Genomic DNA, 21,351 nt, shown 5'->3' with positions numbered 1-21,351 from the left:
CACCCAAACACGCGAGATTTCGCCCCGACAGGGTTGCGTTCAGTGTGATCGTTACCGCACCTGATTTGTGAATCTCGGTGAAGCTGCTACTTTTGGAGCCATGTCGACCGACCAGCCTGCCGCTTTGCGGGTCACCTATGTGACCGCTGCGCTTGGTTCGCGTCTGCCTCTGGCGCGAGAGCTGTGTTGTCGCCGCCGTTCTTTCTGCAGCTAATTTCTGCGCCTTTTCTGTCTATTTCTTCGTGTGACCAGTGGAAACGCTGATTTCTCGGTCGACAGAGATATGCGCCTTCTCCTCCTTCTGCAAGGGACAGCCATGTCGACACCCACAATCTCCGCCATTCCGAACATCCGATCGCGAACCGCGCTCTCGGGAACCCGGACCCGTACCCAGATAGTTGCGCCCGAACTACGCATCGCCGACGGTCCGTCCGCGACTGTGTTGCGCATTGCTCGATCCCGTGGGCCGCTCTCACGTGACACTGCGGCAAAGGCATCAGGGCTGAGCATCGCCACCGTGAACCGGCAGGTCACGAGCCTGCTGGACCTCGGGATCCTGCGCGAACGCGCGGACCTGACGGCCTCCGGAGCAATCGGGCGTCCGCGAGTTCCGTTCGAGGTCAACCACGAGCCTTATCTGACAGTCGGCATCCACATCGGTGCCGTCGTCACCAGCATCATCGCCAGCGACATTCGTGGAAAGGTGCTCGGCGCCGTCGAGATTCCGACGCCTGCCACCAATTCTGCTGTCGCGCTTGCCACCATTGCGCGCTCGGCCAAATCCTTTGCCTCGCGGTGGCACAAGCGTCGTCCGCTCGCCGTCGGCGTGGCCATCGGCGGTCGCGTCGATTCAGCGACCGGAGTCGTCGATCACCCGCGTCTGGGATGGAAGGGCGCCAAGGTCGGGTCCATCATCGGAGCCGGCTTGGATCTCCCTGTATCGGTAGCCGCCCACGTCGAGGCGATGGCCGCGTCGGAACTACTGCTCAGCACCGACCGTGCCGAAGCCCCGACGCCGGGCACTACCGGCCTGTACTTCTACGCTCGTGAAACTGCCGGCATCGCAATCACTTTCGAAGGGCGAGTGCACACGCCGTCCAGCGGACCCGGTTCGATCGCGCACCTCCCCACCGGTTCGTCCGCACGGTGCACCTGCGGAGCCGTGGGTTGCCTTGAAGCGACGATCAGTGACCGCGCCGTAGTCGCGCAGGCTTTGTCTTCGGGCGCCGTGATCCAGGGCAGCGAGCGTGTCACGATCGCGGACGTCTACCGGGCCGCGTCGTCGGGTTCCATTCCGGCACACGAGCTTCTGGTTGATCGAGCACGCGTCCTCGGCCGGACAGTGGCGATGCTGCGTGACCTGTTCAACCCGGATCGTGTGATTCTGGGTGGTCAGGCATTCACCGACTATCCGGCCGGGGTGCCCCATGTCGCCGAGGCTTTCTCGACGGCATCCTCCTTGGAGCGTAAGGACATTCGAATTACCGGTTTCGGCAATCGGGTTCAGGAATACGCTTCCACGGTCGTGTCACTGAGCTCACTGTTTGCTGATCCCGCTGCGGCTATGCGCCGCGCGTCGGCCGTCTGACTGCGAAGAGGGCAGTCAGAGTTCCGGTCGATCCAAGACTCGCAACCATGATCCGTCGGGCTGGCGGCGCGCGACCTGCGTGCGCCCGCCGGTTCCGTCGGAAGGTTTGGTCGAGGTCATGGCCAGGTCGCCGCTGATCACCGTCGGTAGAGATTCCTCGACGGTGAATCTCGGTGCTGCGGCGAGCATCTGAGAGATCACCTCGCGGATGGCTTGGCGGCCCACGGTGAGGGATCCGGGCGGGAAGGCCATCACCGCATCCTCCTCGTAGAGTGCGGCGACGGCGTCTGCGTCACCAGCGTTGGCGAACTGCACAAAAAGCTTCGCGATGTCTTCCGGGGTTCCGGCCTTCTGAACGTCATCTGTTGTTGTCATGCTTCCATCGTTCTACCGCACCGGCGATAAGTCCAAGATCTAGTTTGTCTCGCAGCTAGAATCAACAGTTATGGAACTTCGGCAGCTCGAATACTTTGTCACGGTAGTGGAGGAAGCCAACTTCACTCGCGCCGCCGAGCGGCTTCACGTAGCCCAACCGGGTGTGAGTGCGCAGGTCAAACGGCTGGAACGTGAGTTGGGGCAGGAATTGCTCGATCGTAGTGGTCGAACCGTTTGTCTGACCGACGCCGGGCGAGCTGTCCTCCCGCACGCCTACGCTGCACTCGCTTCCGTTCAGAGCACCCGCGACGCTGTCGATGCCTTGAACGGACTGGTTCGGGGTTCCGTTTCGGTCGGGATGGTTACCGCCTGCGCTTCCGCCGACCTCACAGATCTGCTCAGTCGGTTGCACAACAAACACCCCGGACTGGACATTTCGCTGGCCGAGGACGATTCGCGCAGTTTGCTTGCCGGAGTGTTGGACGGAACCTTCGACATAGCCGTCATCGGGGTGGCGGGCAAGCTGCCGGAAGGGCTCGAATCGAGGGTGATCACCGACGAACGACTGGTGGCCGGAGTGGCGGCGGATCATCCGCTGGCCGAGGTGTCGTCTCTGCCGTTTGCCGAACTCGCGACGCAATCGGTCATCTGTCTGCCGGAGGGAACCGGCATCAGAACGTGTCTGGACTTCGCGTGCGCCGCAGCCGGCACCAAGCCGACGGTTGCGCTCGAGGCAAGCAACCTCGGCATCATCGTTTCATTGGCAGCGCAGGGGCTGGGAATGGCCGTGCTTCCGGAGTCGACAGTGGGGGAGTTGCATCGGATCGATCTCGAACCGGAAGCACGATCTCGGCTGGAATTGGTCTGGCGTTCGTCGGGCGGCAAGAATCCGGCGGCCTCTGCTCTCATCGATCTTGCGAGAGCTGTTCCCGCCGAGTGAGTTCGGCCTGCGCCCGATCCAATCCGCCGTGCTCGAGAGCGGCCAACCGTGACCTGTCCTTCCAGACGATGGTGCCGCGCCGGCGGACGATGACCGACATGGTTCCACCGAGATGCTCGAGCGCTCCTGGCACGTTTCGACGCTCGGCAGGTATCGGAACAGGAAGGATGTGTGCGTCGGCGATGGGCGCGGTCCCGTCGATGTCGACGCTCCACTTCCGGCTGTAGCCGCGAAGAGTCCAGCGATCGTCGGACACCGTCGTCTCCACCTGTGACGTCAGAGGATTACCCAGCCGCAATACCGTTCCGTCCGGTAGCGCGGCAACGACGGCGGTGACTTCGGTGCGCAGAGGTCCGGCGCTGACCTGTCCGCCGGCAAACGCCACGCAGGCTCGAGGATCGGTGAACCCCTGTGCCTGTCCCCACCACCAGGATTCCGGGAATCCTCCCTTTCCCCAGTTCTTCTCGCCGTACACCTGCGCTCCGGTGAGATCCCAGCTCTGCCCGTCGATGACGGCGCTTCCCTCGACCCGGCCGCCGAGCAGCCACGGATGCCAGTACTGATTGAGTGCGGGAATTGATTGGAAGTAACTCGATCCCCCGAAGCGGCGGTGCGGCCAGAATCGCTGACTACTGATCCGCACGTCGAGATGACTGTCGCCGAAATCGACCTGGAGTCGATCGGCATTGCCGCGGAAAGCGTTGTCGGCGTAGGCCCCCAGGATACGGGGATCGGCCGATCCGCTCGGGTGCTCAGCAGTACGGAGGAATCCGCCTGGATGTGCCGCGAGACCGAGCGTCGACCAGTTGCCGCCGTCGGACTTGTTGATTCCGGCGAGCGCAATCACCACCCGCCCGCTCTCTGGCATCGTGAATCGCCAGAAGTAACCCTCCATCGCAACGTCATGGGAGGCAAGCAGATTGCCGTACGGCAGGGTGCCACCCGAGGCGCGGTACGCGGGACGCTTCACGGTCCCAATACTGCCTGTGATGCGGTGACCTGAGCGACGAGGCGGCCCTCGTCGTCACGAATCTCGGTCACGACCGCGATGGTGCTGCGTCCCGCGTGCAATGGACGGGCAGTTGCGGTGACCGTGCCTTTACGAACCCCGCGGGTGAACACGGTCGACGAACTGGTGGTGGACGTACTTGCGCCGGGCGGCAGATTGAGGAATGCACAGACGGCGCCGACGCTGTCTGCCAGCGTCATCAAGGCGCCGCCGTGCATTCCGTTGCCGGCGGTGGTGCGGTGGCTGTCCCAATCCAGATGGCCGACAACCTGTTCGGGTGCCGCGCTGTCCAACTGAATTCCGGTGTGAACTGCAAAAGGCATGCTCGCGACAAGTTGTTCGAGGTCCATGCCTACCGATGTTAACGAGCCGCCGAAACCTCCGTCGGGACTTCGGTTTATCGAGGGCGGTGACTCACAGGGGCAGGGCGGTTTCCGACAGCCCTTCCGGCGCGTTGCGACGACGGAACCACTCGGTGCCGAATGCCGCGGCGAGCTGCTCCGTCGGCATTTCGAGGAACGGGCCGAAATCGCCGACCTGCGTTGCGTGCGCGTACATGGCCGCGCGCTTGGACGAGATCACCGAACTGACATCGACCGCGGTGGTGAGTTGGTCAGCCGGAAGCCCGAACGATTCGATGTCCGGCGGCTGCGCCTCCTCGGTCCACTCGGGGTTGGCCTGCATCAGCATCTTCATGTGATCGCGGTTGGTGGACGCCTCGTAGACGAACGGCGTGCCCGCGAGTTCTGCAGCACGAACGCCGACGTGGTGGACCTGGATGTGATCCGGGTGGCCGTATCCGCCGTTGGGGTCGTAGATGGTCAGGACATCGGCGTTCTCTTCACGAAGAACCTCGGCCAGACGCTCGGCGGCCTTCTCGACGTCGACGTTGCAGAACGCTTCCGGATTCTCGTTCTCGGGCGTACCCACCATCCCCGAATCCGGGTAGTGCAGGGACACGACGCGACTGGCACCCAACGCGTCGGTGGACGCCTCGAGCTCACGGCTGCGGCGCTGAGCCAACGTCTCGTATTCGTCCAACAGTCCGTCGGGGAATTCACCGAGAGCACCGTCGGTAGCGGTGACGACTACGACGCGGTGACCTGCGTCGGCGGCCATTCTCATCACGCCGCCCGTAGTGAAAACTTCGTCATCGGGATGGGCGTGGAAACACACCAGGACACTCATTCGCGCAATCGTAAGGCAAGTTACCGACAGGTCAACCCGAGCGCACAGTGAAAACGATTTGTCGAGTCGGCCTCGGCTCTGTGAACCTTGTTCAGTGCACGAGAAGCTGACATGAGCGAATCCACCAACAAAGGCCTGCTGAGCGCCTACCGCGAGATCTTTGCCGCCCCCGGATCGGTCGCCTTCTCGGCCGCCGGATTTGTCGCAAGGCTGCCGATCGCCATGATCGGTATCGGAATCGTGACGATGATCTCGCAACTTCGTGGTGACTACGCGCTCGCCGGCGCGCTCGCCGCGGTTTTTGCGCTCTCGTCGGCGATCATCGCGCCCGCGGTCTCGCGTGCGGTCGACCGCTTCGGACAGCGAGCGGTCCTGCCGATTGCCGCAGCCGTGAGCGTCACCGCGATCGGGGCGCTCCTGCTCGCAGTCCGGATGGAAGCTCCCGACTGGCTGCTGTTCGTTCTGGTCGTCCCCGGCGGCGCCACTCCGACGATCGGCGCGATGATTCGCGCCAGGTGGGTGGCGATCTATGTCGGAAAACCTCAGCTGCGCACCGCCTTCGCCTTCGAATCGGTGGTGGACGAGCTCTGCTTCGTGGCGGGCCCGGTCATATCGGTAGGTCTGAGCATCGGGCTCTTCCCCGAGGCTGGACCACTGGCAGGGTTGATCCTGCTGGTCACCGGAACCCTGCTGCTGGTCATACAGCGCGGAACCGAACCGAAGGTGCATCCGCGTCGACCCGGCCGCGGACGATCGGTTCTCGGTAACCACGTGATGTGGATCGTCATCGTCATCATGGTGATGCTCGGAACGATCTTCGGCGTCATCGACGTCGGCGCCATCGCGTTCACCAAGGAACAGAATTCGCCGGGGTCGGCGACGCTGGTCCTCGCGCTGTTCGCCGGCGGTTCGGGAATCGCGGGACTGATCTTCGGGTCGATGCACCCGGCGCGATCGCTGCGCGGGCAGTTGATGATCGCGTCCTCGGCGGTCGCCGTTCTCAGCGTCCCGCTTCTGTTGGTCGGAAACGTGGCCGCACTTGCGGGTGCCTACGTGCTGGCGGGCGCGACCATCGCACCGACGCTCATCATCGCGACAGCCCTGGTCGAACAGATCGTCCCGCCGGAAAAGCTCACCGAGGGAATGACCCTGACGGTTACCGGCCTCGGCGTCGGCGTGGCGCTCGGGTCTGCACTGGCCGGACAGCTGATCGATCGCTACGGCGTCCCGTCGGCCTACATGCTCGCCGTCGGCGCCGCAGTCGCAGCCTCTATCGTGACGGCATGTCTATTCGTGAAGCCGTCAGCGTCGACGGCACGTCCATCGTCTATCGAGTAACCGGAAATTCGGCGGGGACCCCGCTGGTGTTGCTGCACGGCTGGGCTCAGTCCTCGCAGTGCTGGGGCGAGCAGGTCCTCGCGGACCTGGCCGCGGACTATCGGCTGATCGCCGTCGATCTGCGCGGCCACGGTTACTCCGATGCGCCCGAATCCGGATACGACGACTCCGCGAACTGGGCCGGCGACGTCGCGGCTGTTCTTGCGGCCGAAGGCGTCACCGAGAACGCGATCCTGCTCGGCTGGTCGTACGGCGGTCTGGTGATCTGCGATTACCTGGCAGCGCACGGAACCGGCGCGGTGGCGGGTGCGGTTCTGGTCGGGGCGATCACCAGCATCGGGCGCGGCGAAAAAGGTGGCAAGGTCGGCTCGGCGATGCGTAGCGCGGTTCCCGGCGCGATGTCCGAAGATCCCCGCGAGGCGATCCGTGCACTCGGCGCTTTCGGCAATGCTCTCACCGGCCCACCCGAAGGCAAGGGTGCAGCGTCGCAGGCCTTGTTCGGGTACAGCCTCTCGACGCGTCCGCGGGTGCGCGCAGCACTGTTCAACCGTGCTGTCGGTCACGACGAGTTGCTTCGCAACCTGGATATCCCCGTTCTCGTTCTGCACGGAACCGAGGACTCCGTCGTCGACGTGAGTGCAGGTAAGCACGCCGAGGAACTGATTCCCAAGTCCCAGGCGTCGTACTGGGAAGGCTGCAATCACGGCCCGTTCGTGGAGGATCCGACACGATTCGTGTCCGAAGTGCGAATGTTCATCTCGAGCCTCGGTTAGAGTTCGCGCCCGGTGAGGGGGCAGTATGGAGTCGTGACGCCCATGCACATTTCGCGCCCTCGCCGGGTGGCCGTTCTCTCGGTCCACACCTCGCCATTGGCGCAACCCGGCACCGGTGACGCGGGTGGGATGAACGTCTACGTTCTGCAATCCGCCATTCAGCTCGCCAAACGTGGCGTCGAGGTGGAGATATTCACCCGCGCGACGTCCTCGGCCGACGCACCCGTGGTGGACGCCGCTCCCGGAGTGCGGGTTCGGAACATTGCTGCTGGTCCCTTCGAAGGGCTGGACAAGGCGGATCTGCCGACTCAACTGTGTGCCTTCGTCGCAGGAGTTCTGCGGGAGGAAGCGCGCCACGAGCCCGGGTACTACAGCCTGATTCACTCGCACTACTGGTTGTCCGGTCAGGTCGGCTGGCTGGCCCGCGACCGCTGGGGCGTGCCCCTCGTACACACCGCCCACACCCTCGCGGCGGTGAAGAATCTTTCGCTTGCCGAGGGAGACACCCCGGAGCCGGCAGCACGTCAGATCGGCGAGCAGCAAGTAGTCGCCGAGTCCGATCGCCTGGTCGCCAACACCACCGACGAAGCCAAGGCGCTGCACGAGTTGTACGGCGCAGATCCCACGCGTATCGACGTCGTGGCTCCCGGCGCCGATCTCACCCGCTACCGACCGGGCGATCGCGATTCCGCCCGCGCGTCGTTGGGGTTGGACCCGGGCGAGGTCGTCGTGACTTTCGTCGGCCGGATCCAACCTCTGAAAGCGCCGGACGTTCTGCTGCGTGCTGCCGCCGAAGTGATCAGCCGTCGCCCCGAGTTGCCGTTGCGCATCCTCGTCGTCGGCGGGCCGTCCGGAACTGGCCTCGCGCGGCCGGACGTGCTGATCGAACTGGCACGCTCACTCGGCATCACAGCGCAGGTGACGTTCTTGCCGCCGCAGGCTCCTGAGCGTCTCGCCGATGTCTACCGTGCCTCGGATCTGGTTGCGGTGCCGAGCTATTCGGAGTCCTTCGGATTGGTCGCCATCGAAGCTCAAGCCTGCGGAACTCCCGTGATCGCCGCCGACGTCGGCGGACTGGGAGTAGCCGTACGCAACGGGGAGACAGGCCTGCTGGTTCAAGGACACCGCACCGAAGACTGGGCCGGCGCCCTCGAATCTTTGGTGACAGCACCGACGCGCTTGGCCGAACTCGCCGCGCAGGCACCGCGTCACGCCGAAAATTTCTCGTGGGAACACACCGCGGACGGTTTGCTCGAGAGCTATCGCAAAGCCGCAGTCAACTACAACAACGGAACCGGTCCCAGCGACTTCTCGCCCCGCCGTGCACGGGGTCTGTGGCGTCTGCGCCGGACCGGGGGAGTGCGTACATGAGCAGCATTTCGGACACCATCGAGCAGGCCCTCACCGAGCGTGAACTCGACTTCACCAGAAAAGACGACGCGCATTTCATCGTCGAACTTCCCGGTGAACACAAACTCAAGACGTCGACTCTGCTCACCGTTGGCAATCACGGTGTGCGGGTCGAGGCCTTCGTGTGCCGCAAGGTGGACGAGAACTTCGAAGGCGTCTACAAGTTCCTGCTCAAGCGCAACCGCCGTCTGTACGGGGTGGCGTACACACTCGACAAGGTCGGGGACATCTACCTGGTCGGCAAGATCGCGGAGCATGCCGTGACCGGCGATGAACTCGACCGAGTGCTCGGTCAGGTTCTCGAAGCCGCCGACGGCGATTTCAACGTCATCCTCGAACTCGGCTTCTCCTCGTCCATCAAGCGTGAGTGGGCGTGGCGGGTGTCGCGAGGCGAGTCGCTGGCGAATCTCGAACCGTTCAAGCACCTCATCGAGGAGGAGCCCGCGCAGAGCTGATCGAGCGGGGTGAGACACATCGCGGATGTGTCACGTAAAGTGACCTTTACTTGTGACTGTCGTCACGGAATAATACTGTTCCCGTGAGTCACAGTAAGTTGGTCACACCACCCCGCCGCGCAACTTTTCGAGGAGCACAGTGAGCTTCAAGAGTCCGTTCCCCGACGTTGAAATCCCCAACCTCAGCGTCTACGACTTCCTGTTCGGAAACACCGACCCCGCAGACCTCGACAAGACGGCATTCGTCGAGGGCAGTTCGGGCGCAGTCACCACATACGCTTCGCTGATCGCACAGATCAACGGCGTTGCAGGCGCTCTCGCAGCGCGCGGACTCGCCGTCGGCGACGTGGTCGGGCTGCATTCGCCCAACGTCCCGGCCTTCGGTTCCGTCTTCCACGGCATCCTTCGTGCCGGTGGCGTCGCGACCACGATCAACGCGCTCTACACCGCCGAGGACATCGCCAAGCAACTCACCGATTCCAAGGCAAAGTTCCTCTTCACCGTCTCGCCGCTCCTGCCGCAGGCAAAGGCCGCTGCTGACCTGGTCGGTATCCCGGCTGAGAACGTCTTCGTGCTCGACGGGGCCGAAGGCCATCTGTCGCTGCGTGATCTGCTCGGCGAGGGTGCAGCGGCGCCGGAGGTCTCCTTCGATCCGGCCACCCAGCTCGCGGTGCTGCCGTACTCGTCTGGCACCACCGGCCGACCCAAGGGGGTCATGCTCACTCATCGCAACCTCGTGGCCAACGTCTGCCAGATCATTCCGCGGATGGGCATCGAGACCGACGACAAGATTCTCGCGGTCCTGCCGTTCTTCCACATCTACGGCATGACGGTCCTGCTCAACGCTGCGCTCTATCGCCGCGCGAGCCTCATCACGATGCCGAAGTTCGATCTCGTCGAGTTCCTGCGGATCGTCGCCGAGCAGAAGTCGACGTACATCTTCGTCGCACCGCCCGTTGCCGTCGCGCTGGCCAAGCACCCGCTCGTCGATCAGTACGACCTCTCGAGCGTGCACACCATCTTCTCCGGTGCGGCCCCGCTCGACGCGGCGCTCGGCAAGGCCGTCGCCGACCGGTTGAACTGCCACGTCCGCCAGGGCTACGGCATGTCCGAGATGAGCCCGGTCTCGCACGCGATCCCGTTCGATCGTGACGACATCGCGCTCGACACCTGCGGTCCGACCATCGCCAACATGGAATGCAAGCTCGTCGACCCCGGAACGGGCGAAGAGGTCGCGTACCCGGCTCTCGGCTCGGACGGCGTCAGCGAGCCCGGCGAACTGTGGTGCAAGGGCCCGAACATCATGCTCGGCTACCTCGGCAACGACCAGGCCACCAAGGACACCCTCGACGACGACGGTTACCTGCACACCGGTGACATCGCGACCGTCGACGGCGACGGCGTCGTCAAGATCGTCGACCGCCTCAAGGAACTGATCAAGTACAAGGGCTACCAGGTTCCCCCGGCGGAACTCGAGGCCTTGCTGCTGACCCACCCGCAGATCGCCGACGCCGCAGTGATCGGCGTGCTCGACGCCGAGGGCGAAGAGGTTCCGAAGGCATTCGTGGTGCTCCAGGACGGCGCCGAGTTGACCGAAGCCGACGTGATCTCGTTCGTCGCCGAGCGCGTCTCGCCGCACAAGAAGGTTCGCCAGGTTTCGTTCATCAGCACCGTGCCGAAATCCGCGGCCGGAAAGATCCTCCGCAAGGATCTGCGAACTGCGGAAGTAGCCCCGAGCTGATTTCCGGACAGGGTTGATCAAGAAGGGTTCCGGTACTCGTGCCAGGATGAACGCCATGAGTATCGGAACCCTGGTCCTGCTCCGCCACGGCGAGAGCGAATGGAATGCACTCAATCTGTTCACCGGCTGGGTGGACGTACACCTGACAGACAAGGGCATGGCCGAGGGCAAGCGCGCCGGCGAACTGCTCGCCGAGCACAACTTGTTGCCCGACGTTCTCTACACGTCTCTGCTGCGCCGCGCGATCAGCACAGCCAACCTCGCGCTCGACGCCGCCGATCGCCACTGGATCCCGGTAGTGCGCGACTGGCGTCTCAACGAGCGCCACTACGGCGCTCTGCAGGGCAAGAACAAGGCGCAGACCAAGGAAGAGTACGGAAACGAGCAGTTCATGCTCTGGCGTCGTAGCTACGACACCCCGCCGCCCGCCATCGAAGCCGGCAGCGAGTACAGCCAGGACACCGATCCCCGGTACGCGAACCTCGACGAGGTTCCCTTGACCGAGTGCCTGCTCGACGTCGTCAAGCGTCTGATCCCGTACTGGGAGGACACCATCTCCCAGGAGCTGCTCGCCGGTCGGAACGTGCTGGTCACCGCGCACGGCAACTCGCTGCGTGCGTTGGTCAAGCACCTCGACGGCATCTCGGACGAGGACATCGCGGGCCTGAACATCCCGACCGGAATCCCGCTGCGTTACGACCTCGACGAGAACCTGAAGCCGCTCAATCCCGGCGGCACCTACCTGGATCCGGAGGCCGCAGCTGCCGGCGCCGCCGCGGTGGCGAATCAGGGCGGAAAGTAGCAACCCGATGATGTGCGTCGAGGCCCCCCGAACAGTGATTTCGGGGGGCCTCGGCCAACAGCAGATGAACGACGAACCAACGCCGTCCACCTGGCGGATTACACGGGTGGGAACGTCCGAACCCGCCGTAACCGACTCTTCGCGCGAACGTACGATTGCGCCGTGAGTGTCGTGATTGCAGTGCTGCTGGTCGTGGTCGCCGGCTTGGTCGGCTACCTCGTCGGCGGGGTGCTGGTACCCAGGCTGTCGTCGCGCCAGAGTCAGCGCTCGGACGAACAGACCGGGCTCACGATGTCCCAGGTTCTCGACCTCATCGTGTTGGCTTCGGAAAGCGGTATCGCCGTCGTCGACGGTTTTCACGACGTCGTGCTCTTCAATCCTCGCGCCGAGGAACTCGGTCTCGTCAAGAATCGTCTGGTCGACGAGCGAGCTTGGCGGGCTGCTCAGGAAGTTCTGCGGACGGGTCAACCCGTCGAGGTCGATCTGACGGCGCAGACCGCTCAGCGGGGCCGCGACAAGATCGCGGTACGTGGCACGGCCCGGTTGCTCAGCAAGGACGATCGCAACTTCGTGGTCCTGTTCGCCGACGACGATTCCGAGCAGGTCCGCATGGAGGCGACCCGACGCGATTTCGTCGCGAACGTCAGCCACGAACTCAAGACGCCGGTCGGTGCGATGAGCCTGCTCGCGGAGGCACTGCTCGAGTCCGCTGACGACCCGGAATCGGTGCGCCACTTCGGCGAACGGGTGCTCGGTGAGTCGATCCGTCTGGGCAAGATGGTCACCGAGTTGATCGCACTCTCGCGTCTGCAAGGTGCCGAGAAGCTGCCGGATCTCGACGTGGTCGACGTCGACACCGTGGTGTCCGAAGCACTGTCGAGGTCGAATCTGTCGGCCGAGGCCGCCGGGATCACGGTCACCACCGACCATCCGAGTGGGCTGGAAGTGCTCGGGGATCAGACTCTCCTCGTCACGGCATTGTCCAACCTCATCGAGAACGCTATTGCGTACTCGCCCAAGGGTTCTCCGGTGTCCGTCAGTCGTTCGGTACGCGGCGACAATGTCGCGATCGCAGTCACCGACCGAGGAGAAGGCATCGCGAAAGCGGACCAGGAGCGAGTGTTCGAGAGATTCTTCCGCGTGGACAAGGCGCGGTCACGGCAGACCGGTGGAACCGGTCTGGGGCTGGCGATCGTCAAACACGTCGCGGCCAATCACAACGGCTCCATCGAACTGTGGAGCAAACCGGGTACAGGGTCTACCTTCACGTTGCAGATACCGGCACACGTGGAGTCGGACGACGACATCGACTCTGACGACGCGGGAACCGCCGGTTCCACGCGGATCGGCAGACGAGAACAAGGCAGTAGAGAAAACGGCATGGAGGCCAAACGATGACGAGTGTGCTGATCGTGGAGGACGAGGAGTCCTTGGCGGACCCGCTGGCGTTCCTGCTCCGCAAGGAAGGCTTCGAGACCACCATCGTCAACGACGGACCGTCGGCGTTGGCGGAATTCGATCGCTCCGGAGCGGACATCGTCCTGCTCGACCTCATGCTGCCCGGCATGAGTGGCACGGACGTCTGCAAGGCGCTGCGGTCGCGCTCCGGCGTCCCCGTCATCATGGTGACGGCGCGTGACAGTGAGATCGACAAGGTCGTCGGACTGGAACTCGGTGCGGACGACTATGTGACCAAACCGTATTCGGCGCGTGAGCTGATCGCTCGCATCCGTGCGGTGCTGCGCCGCGGGGTGGAGAACGAGGCGGACCTCGCCTCCGACAACGGGGTGCTCGAGGCCGGACCGGTACGGATGGACGTCGAGCGCCACGTCGTGCAGGTCGCGGGTAACCCGGTGACGTTGCCGCTCAAGGAGTTCGATCTCCTCGAGTACCTGCTCCGCAACTCCGGTCGGGTGCTGACCCGCGGACAGTTGATCGACCGCGTCTGGGGCGCCGACTACGTCGGTGACACCAAAACCCTTGACGTACACGTGAAGCGGTTGCGTTCGAAGATCGAATCGGATCCGGCCAAGCCGGAACATCTGGTCACGGTCCGTGGATTGGGTTACAAGCTCGAAGCGTGATCGAACCTCGTCGAGAAGAAATGTCGAGAAGAATTCAGCCGCTCACACGATCGTGTGAGCGGCTGAATTCTTTTTGTTCAGGCGGAGTCAGCCCTGAGCTTTGTTCTGAGCGATCGTGGTCGCCGGATGGACTGCGATGAGGCCGAGGCCCGCGCGACGCCTGCAGAGGCGAGCCAGCTCGTCGTACGCGCGCTTTCCGAGAAGTTCCGTCAACTCGGGCCCGTAGGACTGCCAGACCTGCCGCTCCCCGACATGAGCGTCGGGGGAGCCGGAGCAGTACCAGGCGAGGTCGTCGCCGCCCTCACCCCAGCCGCGGCGGTCGTACTCGGTGATCGTGGTCTTGAGGATCTGGACGCCGTCCGGCCGGTCGACCCAGTCCTGGGTGCGGCGGATCGGTAGCTGCCAGCACACGTCCGGTTTCACCTCGAGCGGCTCGATGCCCTTCTTGAGCGCCATGGAATGCAGAGCGCAGCCCTCGCCTCCGGCAAAACCCGGCCGGTTGAGGAAGATGCACGCTCCTTTGTAGCGGCGGGTGCGCAGCGCGGGCTCGTCCTCGAGGTCGTCTTCTTCGACGTAGCCCTTCTTGCCGAGACCCTTTTCCATGAACTGCCAGTCTTCGGCTGTGAGCATTTTCACTGACGCATCGAGCTTGTCCTGATCTTCCTGATCGGAGAGGAAAGCGCCGTGCGAGCAGCAACCGTCGTCCGGGCGGTCTCCGATGATGCCCTGACACGCCGGCGTGCCGAACACGCAGGTCCAATGCGAGAGCAACCACGTCATATCAGCGGAAATGAGGTGTTCGGAGTTATCCGGATCGACAAATTCGACCCATTCGCGCGGGAAATCGAGATCGACCTCGGGGCTCGGAGTCATCTTGTGGGACCGGTCTGGGTTACCTGCTGTCACAAGGGCCGACCGTAGACCCAGTAACGTGGCGATGTGCGACTAGGGGTACTCGACGTCGGAAGCAATACCGTCCATCTATTGGTTGTGGACGCCCATCGGGGCGGCCACCCAACACCCATGAGCTCGACCAAGTCCACGTTGAGGCTGGCAGAAAACACTGACGACCGCGGCGATATCACCACGTCAGGAGCCGATCGGTTGGTGTCGACGGTTTCCGAATTCGCCGGTATCGCCAAGACGTCCGGGTGCGAGGAAATGATGGCTTTTGCCACTTCCGCGGTCCGTGACGCCAACAATTCCGAAGCCGTACTCGCCCGCGTCCGCGCCGAGACCGGAGTCAACCTCGAGGTTCTGTCCGGGGTCGACGAAGCCCGCTTGACCTTTCTGGCCGTGCGCCGCTGGTACGGCTGGAGCGCCGGACGCATCCTGAACCTGGACATCGGCGGCGGCTCGCTCGAACTCACAGCAGGTGGTGACGAGGATCCGGACGTCGCCTTCTCACTGCAACTCGGTGCCGGACGGTTGACGCGCGACTGGCTACAGGCCGATCCGCCGGGCAAGCGCCGGGTCGCTGTATTGCGCGACTGGCTGGACGCGGAGTTGGTCGGACCAGCCAAGGAACTGCGCGCCGCCGGCGACTGGGACCGCACGGTCGGGACTTCGAAGACCTTCCGATCGTTGGCTCGGCTCACCGGCGCGGCCCCTTCTGCCGCAGGCCCCCGGGCAAAACGGACCCTGACTTCCAGCGGACTCAGGCAACTCATAGCCTTCATATCCAGGATGACGGCGGCGGACCGTGCAGAATTGGAAGGAGTGAGCTCGGATCGGTCACAGCAGATTGTGGCCGGCGCGCTCATCGCAGAGGCAACCATGCGGGCGCTCGGAGTGGACGAACTGGAAATTTGTCCCTGGGCACTGCGTGAGGGTCTGATTCTGCGAAAGCTCGACACAGAAATGGGCGGTGAATTGGTGGTGAGTGCTTGATGACCGAGGACAGTCAGCAGATTTCCGTAGCGGAACTGCTCAAGCGGAACGGTCAGAGCGTCGAATCCCGAGGTGGACGACGCCGGCGCGGCGTAGCCGGTGGCATCTCCGTCGCCGAACTGACGGGTGAGATCCCGATCGTTCGCCAGTCGGGATCGCGCGCGGCCGCCGAGCCCGAGTCCGACGAACCAGCAGCCCGGCCCGAAGCCGCTGCGCCGGAAAACTCTGCACCTTCAGCGCCGGCCGAGGCCGTCGCGGAAACCGCCAAGTCAGTCGAACCGGCACCGAAGGTTCCCGCCGATCGCACCGCAGCCTTCGCCGTCTCGTTCGACGACGACGATGACGATGACGAGCCGCAGGCACCCAAGGGTGAGTCGAAGCCGGTTGCTGCGCCGCCGGTCACCACTCCGAAGCCGACTTCCACACCTCCGCCGGGACAGACCTCGAAGTCCTCGCCCGGGCAGTGGGTGAGCCGGGCACCGCTCAACTCCTCGTCACCGACGCAGGTAACGCAGGAACCAGCCCTGCTGTCGGGTCAGACCCTGGCGGGCGACCTGATGCGTCAGGAGCGCGCCGCAACGCAGTCGCCGTCGTTGCGTCCGCCGATCCTGCCGCCGCGTGTCCCCACTCCCGTCGCCAAGGCACCTGCACAGACCGCTCCCGCTCCGGCCGCGCCGGAAGAGAGCACCGAACTGATCGACAAGATCGCAGACGCGGATGTCGGCGAGGCCGAATCCACCGCTGTTGTCGATCTGGTCAAGGCACCGGCAGTCGATGACGGTGCAAAAAAGACCAGTGCCGCCGCGGAGTCCGATGTCGAAGCCGAATCGGCAGCGGAAGAGACAGGCGAGCGTAACTCGATCCGTGAATGGGCAGTGCTTGCCGGTCAGGTGGTTGTTGCACTGATCGTCGGCGGCGCGATGTTCAAGGGCTTCGAGAAGCTGTGGGACATGCTGCCGTGGGTGGCGTTGGTGCTCGCGCTGATCGTGATCGTCGGCCTGGTTGCTGTCGTGCGGGTTCTGCGGAAGACGGACGACATCACGAGTTTCGTGATCGCGGTGGTCGTCGGCATGATCGTGACGCTCGGTCCACTGGCGTTCTTGTTGACCTCGGGTTGATCGGACGATGATCGGGGGATCGCAGCGCATGGTTCGTCGGCCGATAGCCGTCGGCCTGTCGACGGCTTCGGTATATCCGGAGAACACGGAAGCAGCATTTCGCTACGCCGCTGATCTCGGATACGACGGTGTCGAACTGATGGTGTGGGCCGAATCCGTGAGTCAGGACATCGGTGCTGTTGCCGCCCTCGTTCGCAAGTACGCCATTCCGGTGCAGGCGGTGCATGCGCCGTGTCTGCTGATTTCGCAGCGCGTGTGGGGTTCCGATCCGGTCGAGAAGCTCGAGCGTTCGGTGCGCACCGCCGAAACCTTGGGAGCGACGACGGTGGTCGTCCACCCGCCGTTCCGGTGGCAGCGCAAGTACGCCGAAGGCTTCGCGGAACAGGTTGTCGAACTCGAATCGAAGAGCAGCGTCGTGGTGGCGGTGGAGAACATGTTCCCCATGCGCGCCGACAGCTTCTTCGGCGGCAAGGACAAGTCCGCGGAGCGTCTGCGTAAACGTGGCGGTCCAGGGGCAGCGTTGTCCGCGTTCAGTCCGTCGTACGACCCGACCGATTCCGATCATGCTCACTACACACTCGACCTGTCGCACACCGCGACGGCGGGCATGGATGCCCTGGAGTTGGCCTCCCGCATGGGCAAGGGGCTCGAGCACCTGCACCTGGCCGACGGTCGCGGGGCGTCGATGGACGAGCACCTGATTCCGGGGCATGGCTCACAGCCGTGCGCGGAGTTGTGTCAGCAATTGGCTGCGAGCGAATTCAGCGGCCAGGCAGTCATCGAGATCAACACGCAGAACGCGCGCACCCGGCGGGAGCGGTCGTCGATGCTGGCGCAGGCGCTCGCGTTTGCACGCGAGCACCTGGCACGCTCAGCGGTGGCCGGCAAGTAGCGCAGCTTCGAACTGCGCGCGCACCTTCTCGACGTGTGCGTCGAGGTCTTTGGTCTCCCAGCCTTCGGTCGAGATGGGATCGAGCACCGAGACATAGACCGGGCCTGGATGGGCGACAAGCGAATTGCGCCACATCCGTTCACCCGCGTTGTGAATCACCACGGGCACGATCGGCACACCGGCTTGGATCGCCAAGTGGAATCCACCCTTCTTGAAAGGGCCCAGACGTGGCGTCGGAGAACGGGTGCCCTCCGGAGCTATGACTATCGAGACACCATTCTTCAGCTTGTCTACTGCCGGTTGCAGTGCAGCCTTCGCCTTCGTGGTGTCGGTGCGGTCGATGTAGGCGACGTCGAGCAGTGCACCGACGGGCATGAACCGCGGATCGCTTGCCGCTTCCTTCTTCGCGACGCCGGTCACGTCACGCTTGATCACGGTGCCCAGGACCAACATGTCCAGGGAACTCTGATGGTTGAACATGAACACCGCCGGGCGGTGATCCCACACGTTGTGCTCGCCGTCGATCTCGACGTCGATGCCCAGCAGTGAGAGCGAGATGTCGGGGCCGTACGTGCCGACCAGGTTCGCACCCAGTTGACGGTTCCCGGTGACAATGCCTGCCGACGCACCGAGGGCGGCGGTGGCAGCAAGCGCGCCCATGGCCGTCGCCGTTCGGATCGTGGAGATCGGTGTTGCGCCTCGTTGCGGTTTACGCAGGCTGACCGAAGGCCAGTGATTGCGCAACGCGATCTTGGCCAGACCACGATCGGGATTCAACGCGACAGGTCGCCCGACGGCCTCGAGCATGAAGACGTCTTCGACACCGTTGGAGTACGCAAACGCGTTCTTCAGATCGGCGCCCATCTTCTCGGCATAGCCTGCAAGGGCATTGGCCTTGGCCGGCCCCCACAGTGCGGGCGAAGACAGTTCGCCGGTGAGCATGCCGTCGACGACTTCGGGTTCGGTGCACAGCACGTCTTCGATGTCGAGATCTTCGGCGACGTACTTGGCCTGGAACGGAGTCGCCGACGTAGCCATCACGATCGTGTGGCCGGCTCGCCGGTGTGCCGCCAGTAGCCCGCGGGCTTCCGGGTAGATCATCGCGGCGATTTCCTGCTTGAACAGCCGTCGGCCCCAGTCGTTCAGTTCCTCGACGGTACGGCCGCCCAAGGCTCGAACGCCGATGTCCATGAGTGCTCCGACGTCAGCACCGCGGAATTGGGTGTCGATCGCGGCACCGGTGGTGCGCAAGAGTTCGCCGACGCTGATATCCAAGCGTCGCAGGCGGTCTCGGTACACAACGCTGGCCGAGTACCCGCTGATCAAGGTGCCGTCGAGGTCGAAGGCGGCGATCGTTCCGGGCCCGGGCGGGGCGGCTTCGATGGCGGAGTGCAGACGCTCGAGTCCGGTCACAGTCCTACTTCCTCGTTCGCGGCGGGCGCTCGGTTTGCTTCTGGAATGGTCACTACCGCAGCGGCGTCCGGTACCGGCATCGCCACCTGATCGAGTCGTGCATGCGCGAGTGCGCGAAGGTGACGCAGGCGCTCGACCTGAACCTTGATCTCGGCAGCGAATGCCAGGCGCCGGGCCCGGACTCCGTCGTCGTCGACTTCGATCAAGTTACGGTTGCGCGCCAAATTCAGTGCGGTGGCGAACAACTCACCGGAGACGGATTCGTTGCTGGCGATCTGCTGCCGCAGTCGACGCTGATGTGCGACGTCGATGCAGTTGCTGATGAACGACTTTTCGTCGAACGATGTCGAAATCGGCGCGAGCACAAGCTGATCGGCGACAACCTGGTACGCCTCGAGGAACGGTTGGAGCACGCGGTGCGCGAGGTACGGGCGAACCGTCTCGATCATGTGCTCGGTTCGTTTGTCGTCGGCCATGACGGTTTCCCACTCGGGGTCGATCAGCGTCAGCTCGGTCCGCATCTCCTGCTCGAACGTGTCCCGGTCACTGAAGAAGAACTCGAATTTCAACAAATCTCGGATGCGCTTGGCCTCTGCCCACCCGTCCCCGATGGGGTCCTCGAACCGCTCTTCGACGGCTGCCTGAAGTACGAGTTCGGTGATGGCACGCACGACAAGAAAGTGAATCGTGTTGTTGCGGTAGAAGGCAGCGACGAGATGCTGGTCCTTGCCGAGGTAGAAGACCTGCTCGCCGCCCCGATCGAAGCGCTCGAGCACCCCGGAATCGACGTGTGTCTGCAATGCCTTCTCGATGACACGCGGATCGGACAGTTCGACGTCGCCGGCGATCGGAAGATTTCGCGCGGTGATGTAGCCGAACAGCGGCGTGAGAATCGCGGTGAGTTCACGAACTGTCAACGCCCGGTCTTCGATTCCGAGGAACGCCAACATCGCCAGTGAAGACACGGTCACCGGGGTGACCTCGTTGATGCGGTGACACACCTCGATGCCGGCCTTCTGAATGGCGAGGCGCTGATCGGTTTCCTGGCTGAGTGCGTCCGCGAGTGAGAGCGGCCGGCCGATGGTCACGTGCGCGACACCGTTGCGCTTTCCCTGGGCGCGTACGTAACCCACCATCCAGCGCAGGCCTTCCGGTGTCTTCTCGGCGCCGAGCGCCTCGGCAGCCATGGCCCCGACCTCGTAGAGTTGGTCGTAGCTCAGCGCAACCGGGACGAGGTACACGTCGGACGCTCCGCTGACCTGAAATGCCTTGGTCAGGTAGGTCAGGAGACCGAAGCGCGGCGGGCGTAGTTTCCCGGTACGTCCGCGTCCACCTTCGATGTACCACTCCAGATTGAAGCGCTTGGTCAGCAGATAGCGCATGTACTCGTGCATCGACCACTTGTAGACCTCGTCGTTGCCGATGCTTCGACGAATGAAGACGGTGCCGCTGCGCTTGAGGATCGAGCCCATGGGCCAGAAACTGATGTTGAGGCCGCCCATGACGTGATTGAGCGGCAAGCCGTTCGCGATCAACGCCGGACGCAGGACGAGGGGATCGAGGTACGAACGGTGACTGGGGAGGAAGACCAGTGAGTGTTCCTTGTTCAGCTCACGGAGTTCCTCGAAGCGGCTCGTGTCCACGTCCAGCTTGTAGGCGCGAGCGAAGTAGCGGCCCAGGCGATCCCACACCGCGATGGCTTGGCGACTCTGGGTGGCAACCATTTCTTCGAGAGCTTCACGTGCGCGGCGATCGACTTCGGCGACGGCGATGTTCAACCGGTCGGCCAAAGCCATGACCTCGGTGGCGAATCGGCGGGTGTCGGTGATCTCGTCGACGACGAACCGTGACACCTTGTACTGGCCACCCAGTAGACCCAATTCGGCGCGTTCGAGTGCCAGAGCGGCCTGCCGTCGGATGAACTCCGGTAGCGAACCGCCACCGCTCTTTTCGAGGCGACGCTCGAGATCGCTCAGTGGTGCGGGTTCACCTTCGATGACCTGGCACCGTGAGGGGTCGGTGCGCAGGGTTCTGCGTTGTGCACCGCGTCCGGGGTGGAGAGGATCGCGTGGTGCCAGCGCATCACGTAGTCGCACCGCGACGTTGTGCTTGGTATGGGTGTCCGGAATCCACACCACGCGAAGCGGTGCGAGCATCGGGTCGTCGGTCCGTGCCGCCAGTTCTGCCAGGGTCTTGTCGGTGATGTTGACGGTGACCGGCCGAGTTTCGGATGAGCTTGCCTTGTCGGCAAGCCACTTTCGCAGCACGCCGGCTTCGGCCTCTGTCATGGTTTCGGTGAGGTACACGCGCGGGTTAGTCGTGTTCTCGCTCATGA

The 21,351-nt window shown here is 63.9% G+C and carries 20 protein-coding genes; 13 read left to right on the top strand and 7 right to left on the bottom strand.

All coding sequences use genetic code 11. The features are described from left to right. Nucleotides 1–316: 316 nt before the first annotated feature. The gene (locus tag G9U53_RS29085; RefSeq protein ID WP_074447122.1) at nucleotides 317–1,588 is read left to right on the top strand and encodes an ROK family protein; all 1,272 of its coding nucleotides are present in this window, start codon (nucleotides 317–319) and stop codon (nucleotides 1,586–1,588) included. 15 nt (nucleotides 1,589–1,603) lie between these two features. Here G9U53_RS29085 and G9U53_RS29080 read toward each other — a convergent pair whose 3' ends face one another. Further along, entirely contained in the window at nucleotides 1,604–1,963 is a 360-nt protein-coding gene (locus tag G9U53_RS29080) for a nuclear transport factor 2 family protein (RefSeq protein WP_054187841.1), read from the bottom strand. Between the two features lie 70 nt (nucleotides 1,964–2,033). On the opposite strand from G9U53_RS29080, the gene G9U53_RS29075 reads away from it, so the two are divergent. Next, nucleotides 2,034–2,903 carry a LysR family transcriptional regulator gene (locus G9U53_RS29075; RefSeq protein ID WP_029254832.1) on the top strand — a complete coding sequence of 290 codons (870 nt, stop codon included), beginning with the start codon at nucleotides 2,034–2,036 and terminating at the stop codon, nucleotides 2,901–2,903. On the opposite strand, the gene G9U53_RS29070 is transcribed toward G9U53_RS29075, so the two are convergent. The 3 genes from G9U53_RS29070 to G9U53_RS29060 all read right to left on the bottom strand — a co-directional run bounded on the left by G9U53_RS29070 (nucleotide 2,869) and on the right by G9U53_RS29060 (nucleotide 5,100). After that, the gene (locus G9U53_RS29070) at nucleotides 2,869–3,873 is read right to left on the bottom strand and encodes a tocopherol cyclase family protein (protein WP_165639691.1); all 1,005 of its coding nucleotides are present in this window, start codon (nucleotides 3,871–3,873) and stop codon (nucleotides 2,869–2,871) included. The genes G9U53_RS29075 and G9U53_RS29070 overlap by 35 nt on opposite strands. Next, entirely contained in the window at nucleotides 3,870–4,262 is a 393-nt protein-coding gene (locus G9U53_RS29065; RefSeq protein WP_042452984.1) for a PaaI family thioesterase, read from the bottom strand. Before G9U53_RS29065 ends, G9U53_RS29070 begins: the two co-directional genes overlap by 4 nt. A 64-nt stretch (nucleotides 4,263–4,326) precedes the next feature. Continuing rightward, the gene (locus tag G9U53_RS29060; RefSeq protein WP_003942001.1) at nucleotides 4,327–5,100 is read right to left on the bottom strand and encodes a PIG-L family deacetylase; all 774 of its coding nucleotides are present in this window, start codon (nucleotides 5,098–5,100) and stop codon (nucleotides 4,327–4,329) included. Between the two features lie 111 nt (nucleotides 5,101–5,211). On the opposite strand from G9U53_RS29060, the gene G9U53_RS29055 reads away from it, so the two are divergent. The 8 genes from G9U53_RS29055 to G9U53_RS29020 all read left to right on the top strand — a co-directional run bounded on the left by G9U53_RS29055 (nucleotide 5,212) and on the right by G9U53_RS29020 (nucleotide 13,703). Then, nucleotides 5,212–6,438, top strand: a complete 1,227-nt coding sequence (locus tag G9U53_RS29055) for an MFS transporter (RefSeq protein ID WP_003942019.1) — start codon at nucleotides 5,212–5,214, stop codon at nucleotides 6,436–6,438. After that, nucleotides 6,384–7,211, top strand: a complete 828-nt coding sequence (locus tag G9U53_RS29050; RefSeq protein ID WP_165639690.1) for an alpha/beta hydrolase — start codon at nucleotides 6,384–6,386, stop codon at nucleotides 7,209–7,211. Before G9U53_RS29055 ends, G9U53_RS29050 begins: the two co-directional genes overlap by 55 nt. Before the next feature lie 42 nt (nucleotides 7,212–7,253). After that, nucleotides 7,254–8,582: a D-inositol-3-phosphate glycosyltransferase gene (gene mshA / locus G9U53_RS29045; RefSeq protein WP_003941843.1), complete on the top strand. Its 1,329-nt coding sequence runs from the start codon at nucleotides 7,254–7,256 to the stop codon at nucleotides 8,580–8,582. Next, the gene (locus tag G9U53_RS29040; protein ID WP_047268888.1) at nucleotides 8,579–9,076 is read left to right on the top strand and encodes a YbjN domain-containing protein; all 498 of its coding nucleotides are present in this window, start codon (nucleotides 8,579–8,581) and stop codon (nucleotides 9,074–9,076) included. Before mshA ends, G9U53_RS29040 begins: the two co-directional genes overlap by 4 nt. A gap of 139 nt (nucleotides 9,077–9,215) precedes the next feature. After that, the gene (locus tag G9U53_RS29035; protein ID WP_029254834.1) at nucleotides 9,216–10,817 is read left to right on the top strand and encodes an AMP-binding protein; all 1,602 of its coding nucleotides are present in this window, start codon (nucleotides 9,216–9,218) and stop codon (nucleotides 10,815–10,817) included. A gap of 46 nt (nucleotides 10,818–10,863) precedes the next feature. Further along, nucleotides 10,864–11,619 carry a phosphoglyceromutase gene (locus tag G9U53_RS29030; protein ID WP_003941992.1) on the top strand — a complete coding sequence of 252 codons (756 nt, stop codon included), beginning with the start codon at nucleotides 10,864–10,866 and terminating at the stop codon, nucleotides 11,617–11,619. 162 nt (nucleotides 11,620–11,781) lie between these two features. Then, nucleotides 11,782–13,017, top strand: a complete 1,236-nt coding sequence (locus G9U53_RS29025) for an ATP-binding protein (RefSeq protein WP_003941938.1) — start codon at nucleotides 11,782–11,784, stop codon at nucleotides 13,015–13,017. Further along, nucleotides 13,014–13,703, top strand: coding sequence for a response regulator transcription factor (locus G9U53_RS29020; protein ID WP_003942020.1), 690 nt, complete (start codon nucleotides 13,014–13,016; stop codon nucleotides 13,701–13,703). Before G9U53_RS29025 ends, G9U53_RS29020 begins: the two co-directional genes overlap by 4 nt. Before the next feature lie 87 nt (nucleotides 13,704–13,790). Here the strand turns inward: G9U53_RS29020 and G9U53_RS29015 are convergent, their stop codons facing one another. After that, nucleotides 13,791–14,576 carry a hypothetical protein gene (locus G9U53_RS29015; RefSeq protein WP_003941928.1) on the bottom strand — a complete coding sequence of 262 codons (786 nt, stop codon included), beginning with the start codon at nucleotides 14,574–14,576 and terminating at the stop codon, nucleotides 13,791–13,793. A gap of 66 nt (nucleotides 14,577–14,642) precedes the next feature. On the opposite strand from G9U53_RS29015, the gene G9U53_RS29010 reads away from it, so the two are divergent. Genes G9U53_RS29010 through G9U53_RS29000 form a run of 3 tightly spaced genes read left to right on the top strand, consistent with a single transcriptional unit; the run spans nucleotide 14,643 to nucleotide 17,603 of the window. Next, complete coding sequence (locus G9U53_RS29010; RefSeq protein WP_003941975.1) at nucleotides 14,643–15,593, top strand: Ppx/GppA phosphatase family protein; 951 nt, start codon at nucleotides 14,643–14,645, stop codon at nucleotides 15,591–15,593. Continuing rightward, entirely contained in the window at nucleotides 15,593–16,711 is a 1,119-nt protein-coding gene (locus G9U53_RS29005) for a cytochrome d ubiquinol oxidase subunit II (protein ID WP_165639689.1), read from the top strand. Before G9U53_RS29010 ends, G9U53_RS29005 begins: the two co-directional genes overlap by 1 nt. A gap of 7 nt (nucleotides 16,712–16,718) precedes the next feature. Continuing rightward, complete coding sequence (locus G9U53_RS29000) at nucleotides 16,719–17,603, top strand: sugar phosphate isomerase/epimerase (RefSeq protein ID WP_042923251.1); 885 nt, start codon at nucleotides 16,719–16,721, stop codon at nucleotides 17,601–17,603. On the opposite strand, the gene G9U53_RS28995 is transcribed toward G9U53_RS29000, so the two are convergent. Next, nucleotides 17,583–19,016, bottom strand: coding sequence for an HAD-IB family hydrolase (locus G9U53_RS28995; RefSeq protein WP_003941905.1), 1,434 nt, complete (start codon nucleotides 19,014–19,016; stop codon nucleotides 17,583–17,585). The genes G9U53_RS29000 and G9U53_RS28995 overlap by 21 nt on opposite strands. Next, nucleotides 19,013–21,349: a glycerol-3-phosphate 1-O-acyltransferase gene (locus tag G9U53_RS28990; protein WP_007735324.1), complete on the bottom strand. Its 2,337-nt coding sequence runs from the start codon at nucleotides 21,347–21,349 to the stop codon at nucleotides 19,013–19,015. Before G9U53_RS28990 ends, G9U53_RS28995 begins: the two co-directional genes overlap by 4 nt. Nucleotides 21,350–21,351: the final 2 nt, after the last annotated feature.

Source organism: Rhodococcus sp. D-46 (assembly GCF_011290655.1).
Taxonomy (GTDB): domain Bacteria; phylum Actinomycetota; class Actinomycetes; order Mycobacteriales; family Mycobacteriaceae; genus Rhodococcus_F; species Rhodococcus_F qingshengii.
Note: the sequence above shows the minus strand (reverse complement) of the source record. Positions and strands in the feature narration are given on the sequence as shown.

Bases quoted from the DNA above. Each gene is read 5' to 3' on its own strand.
- G9U53_RS28990 (WP_007735324.1), bottom strand. From the start codon at position 21,349: ATGAGCGAGAACACGACTAACCCGCGCGTGTACCTCACCGAAACCATG.
- G9U53_RS29055 (WP_003942019.1), top strand. From the start codon at position 5,212: ATGAGCGAATCCACCAACAAAGGCCTGCTGAGCGCCTACCGCGAGATC.
- mshA (WP_003941843.1), top strand. From the start codon at position 7,254: ATGCACATTTCGCGCCCTCGCCGGGTGGCCGTTCTCTCGGTCCACACC.
- G9U53_RS29040 (WP_047268888.1), top strand. From the start codon at position 8,579: ATGAGCAGCATTTCGGACACCATCGAGCAGGCCCTCACCGAGCGTGAA.
- G9U53_RS29030 (WP_003941992.1), top strand. From the start codon at position 10,864: ATGAACGCCATGAGTATCGGAACCCTGGTCCTGCTCCGCCACGGCGAG.
- G9U53_RS29005 (WP_165639689.1), top strand. From the start codon at position 15,593: ATGACCGAGGACAGTCAGCAGATTTCCGTAGCGGAACTGCTCAAGCGG.
- G9U53_RS29075 (WP_029254832.1), top strand. From the start codon at position 2,034: ATGGAACTTCGGCAGCTCGAATACTTTGTCACGGTAGTGGAGGAAGCC.
- G9U53_RS29085 (WP_074447122.1), top strand. From the start codon at position 317: ATGTCGACACCCACAATCTCCGCCATTCCGAACATCCGATCGCGAACC.
- G9U53_RS29050 (WP_165639690.1), top strand. From the start codon at position 6,384: ATGTCTATTCGTGAAGCCGTCAGCGTCGACGGCACGTCCATCGTCTAT.
- G9U53_RS29065 (WP_042452984.1), bottom strand. From the start codon at position 4,262: ATGGACCTCGAACAACTTGTCGCGAGCATGCCTTTTGCAGTTCACACC.
- G9U53_RS29015 (WP_003941928.1), bottom strand. From the start codon at position 14,576: ATGACTCCGAGCCCCGAGGTCGATCTCGATTTCCCGCGCGAATGGGTC.
- G9U53_RS29080 (WP_054187841.1), bottom strand. From the start codon at position 1,963: ATGACAACAACAGATGACGTTCAGAAGGCCGGAACCCCGGAAGACATC.
- G9U53_RS29000 (WP_042923251.1), top strand. From the start codon at position 16,719: ATGATCGGGGGATCGCAGCGCATGGTTCGTCGGCCGATAGCCGTCGGC.
- G9U53_RS29020 (WP_003942020.1), top strand. From the start codon at position 13,014: ATGACGAGTGTGCTGATCGTGGAGGACGAGGAGTCCTTGGCGGACCCG.
- G9U53_RS29060 (WP_003942001.1), bottom strand. From the start codon at position 5,100: ATGAGTGTCCTGGTGTGTTTCCACGCCCATCCCGATGACGAAGTTTTC.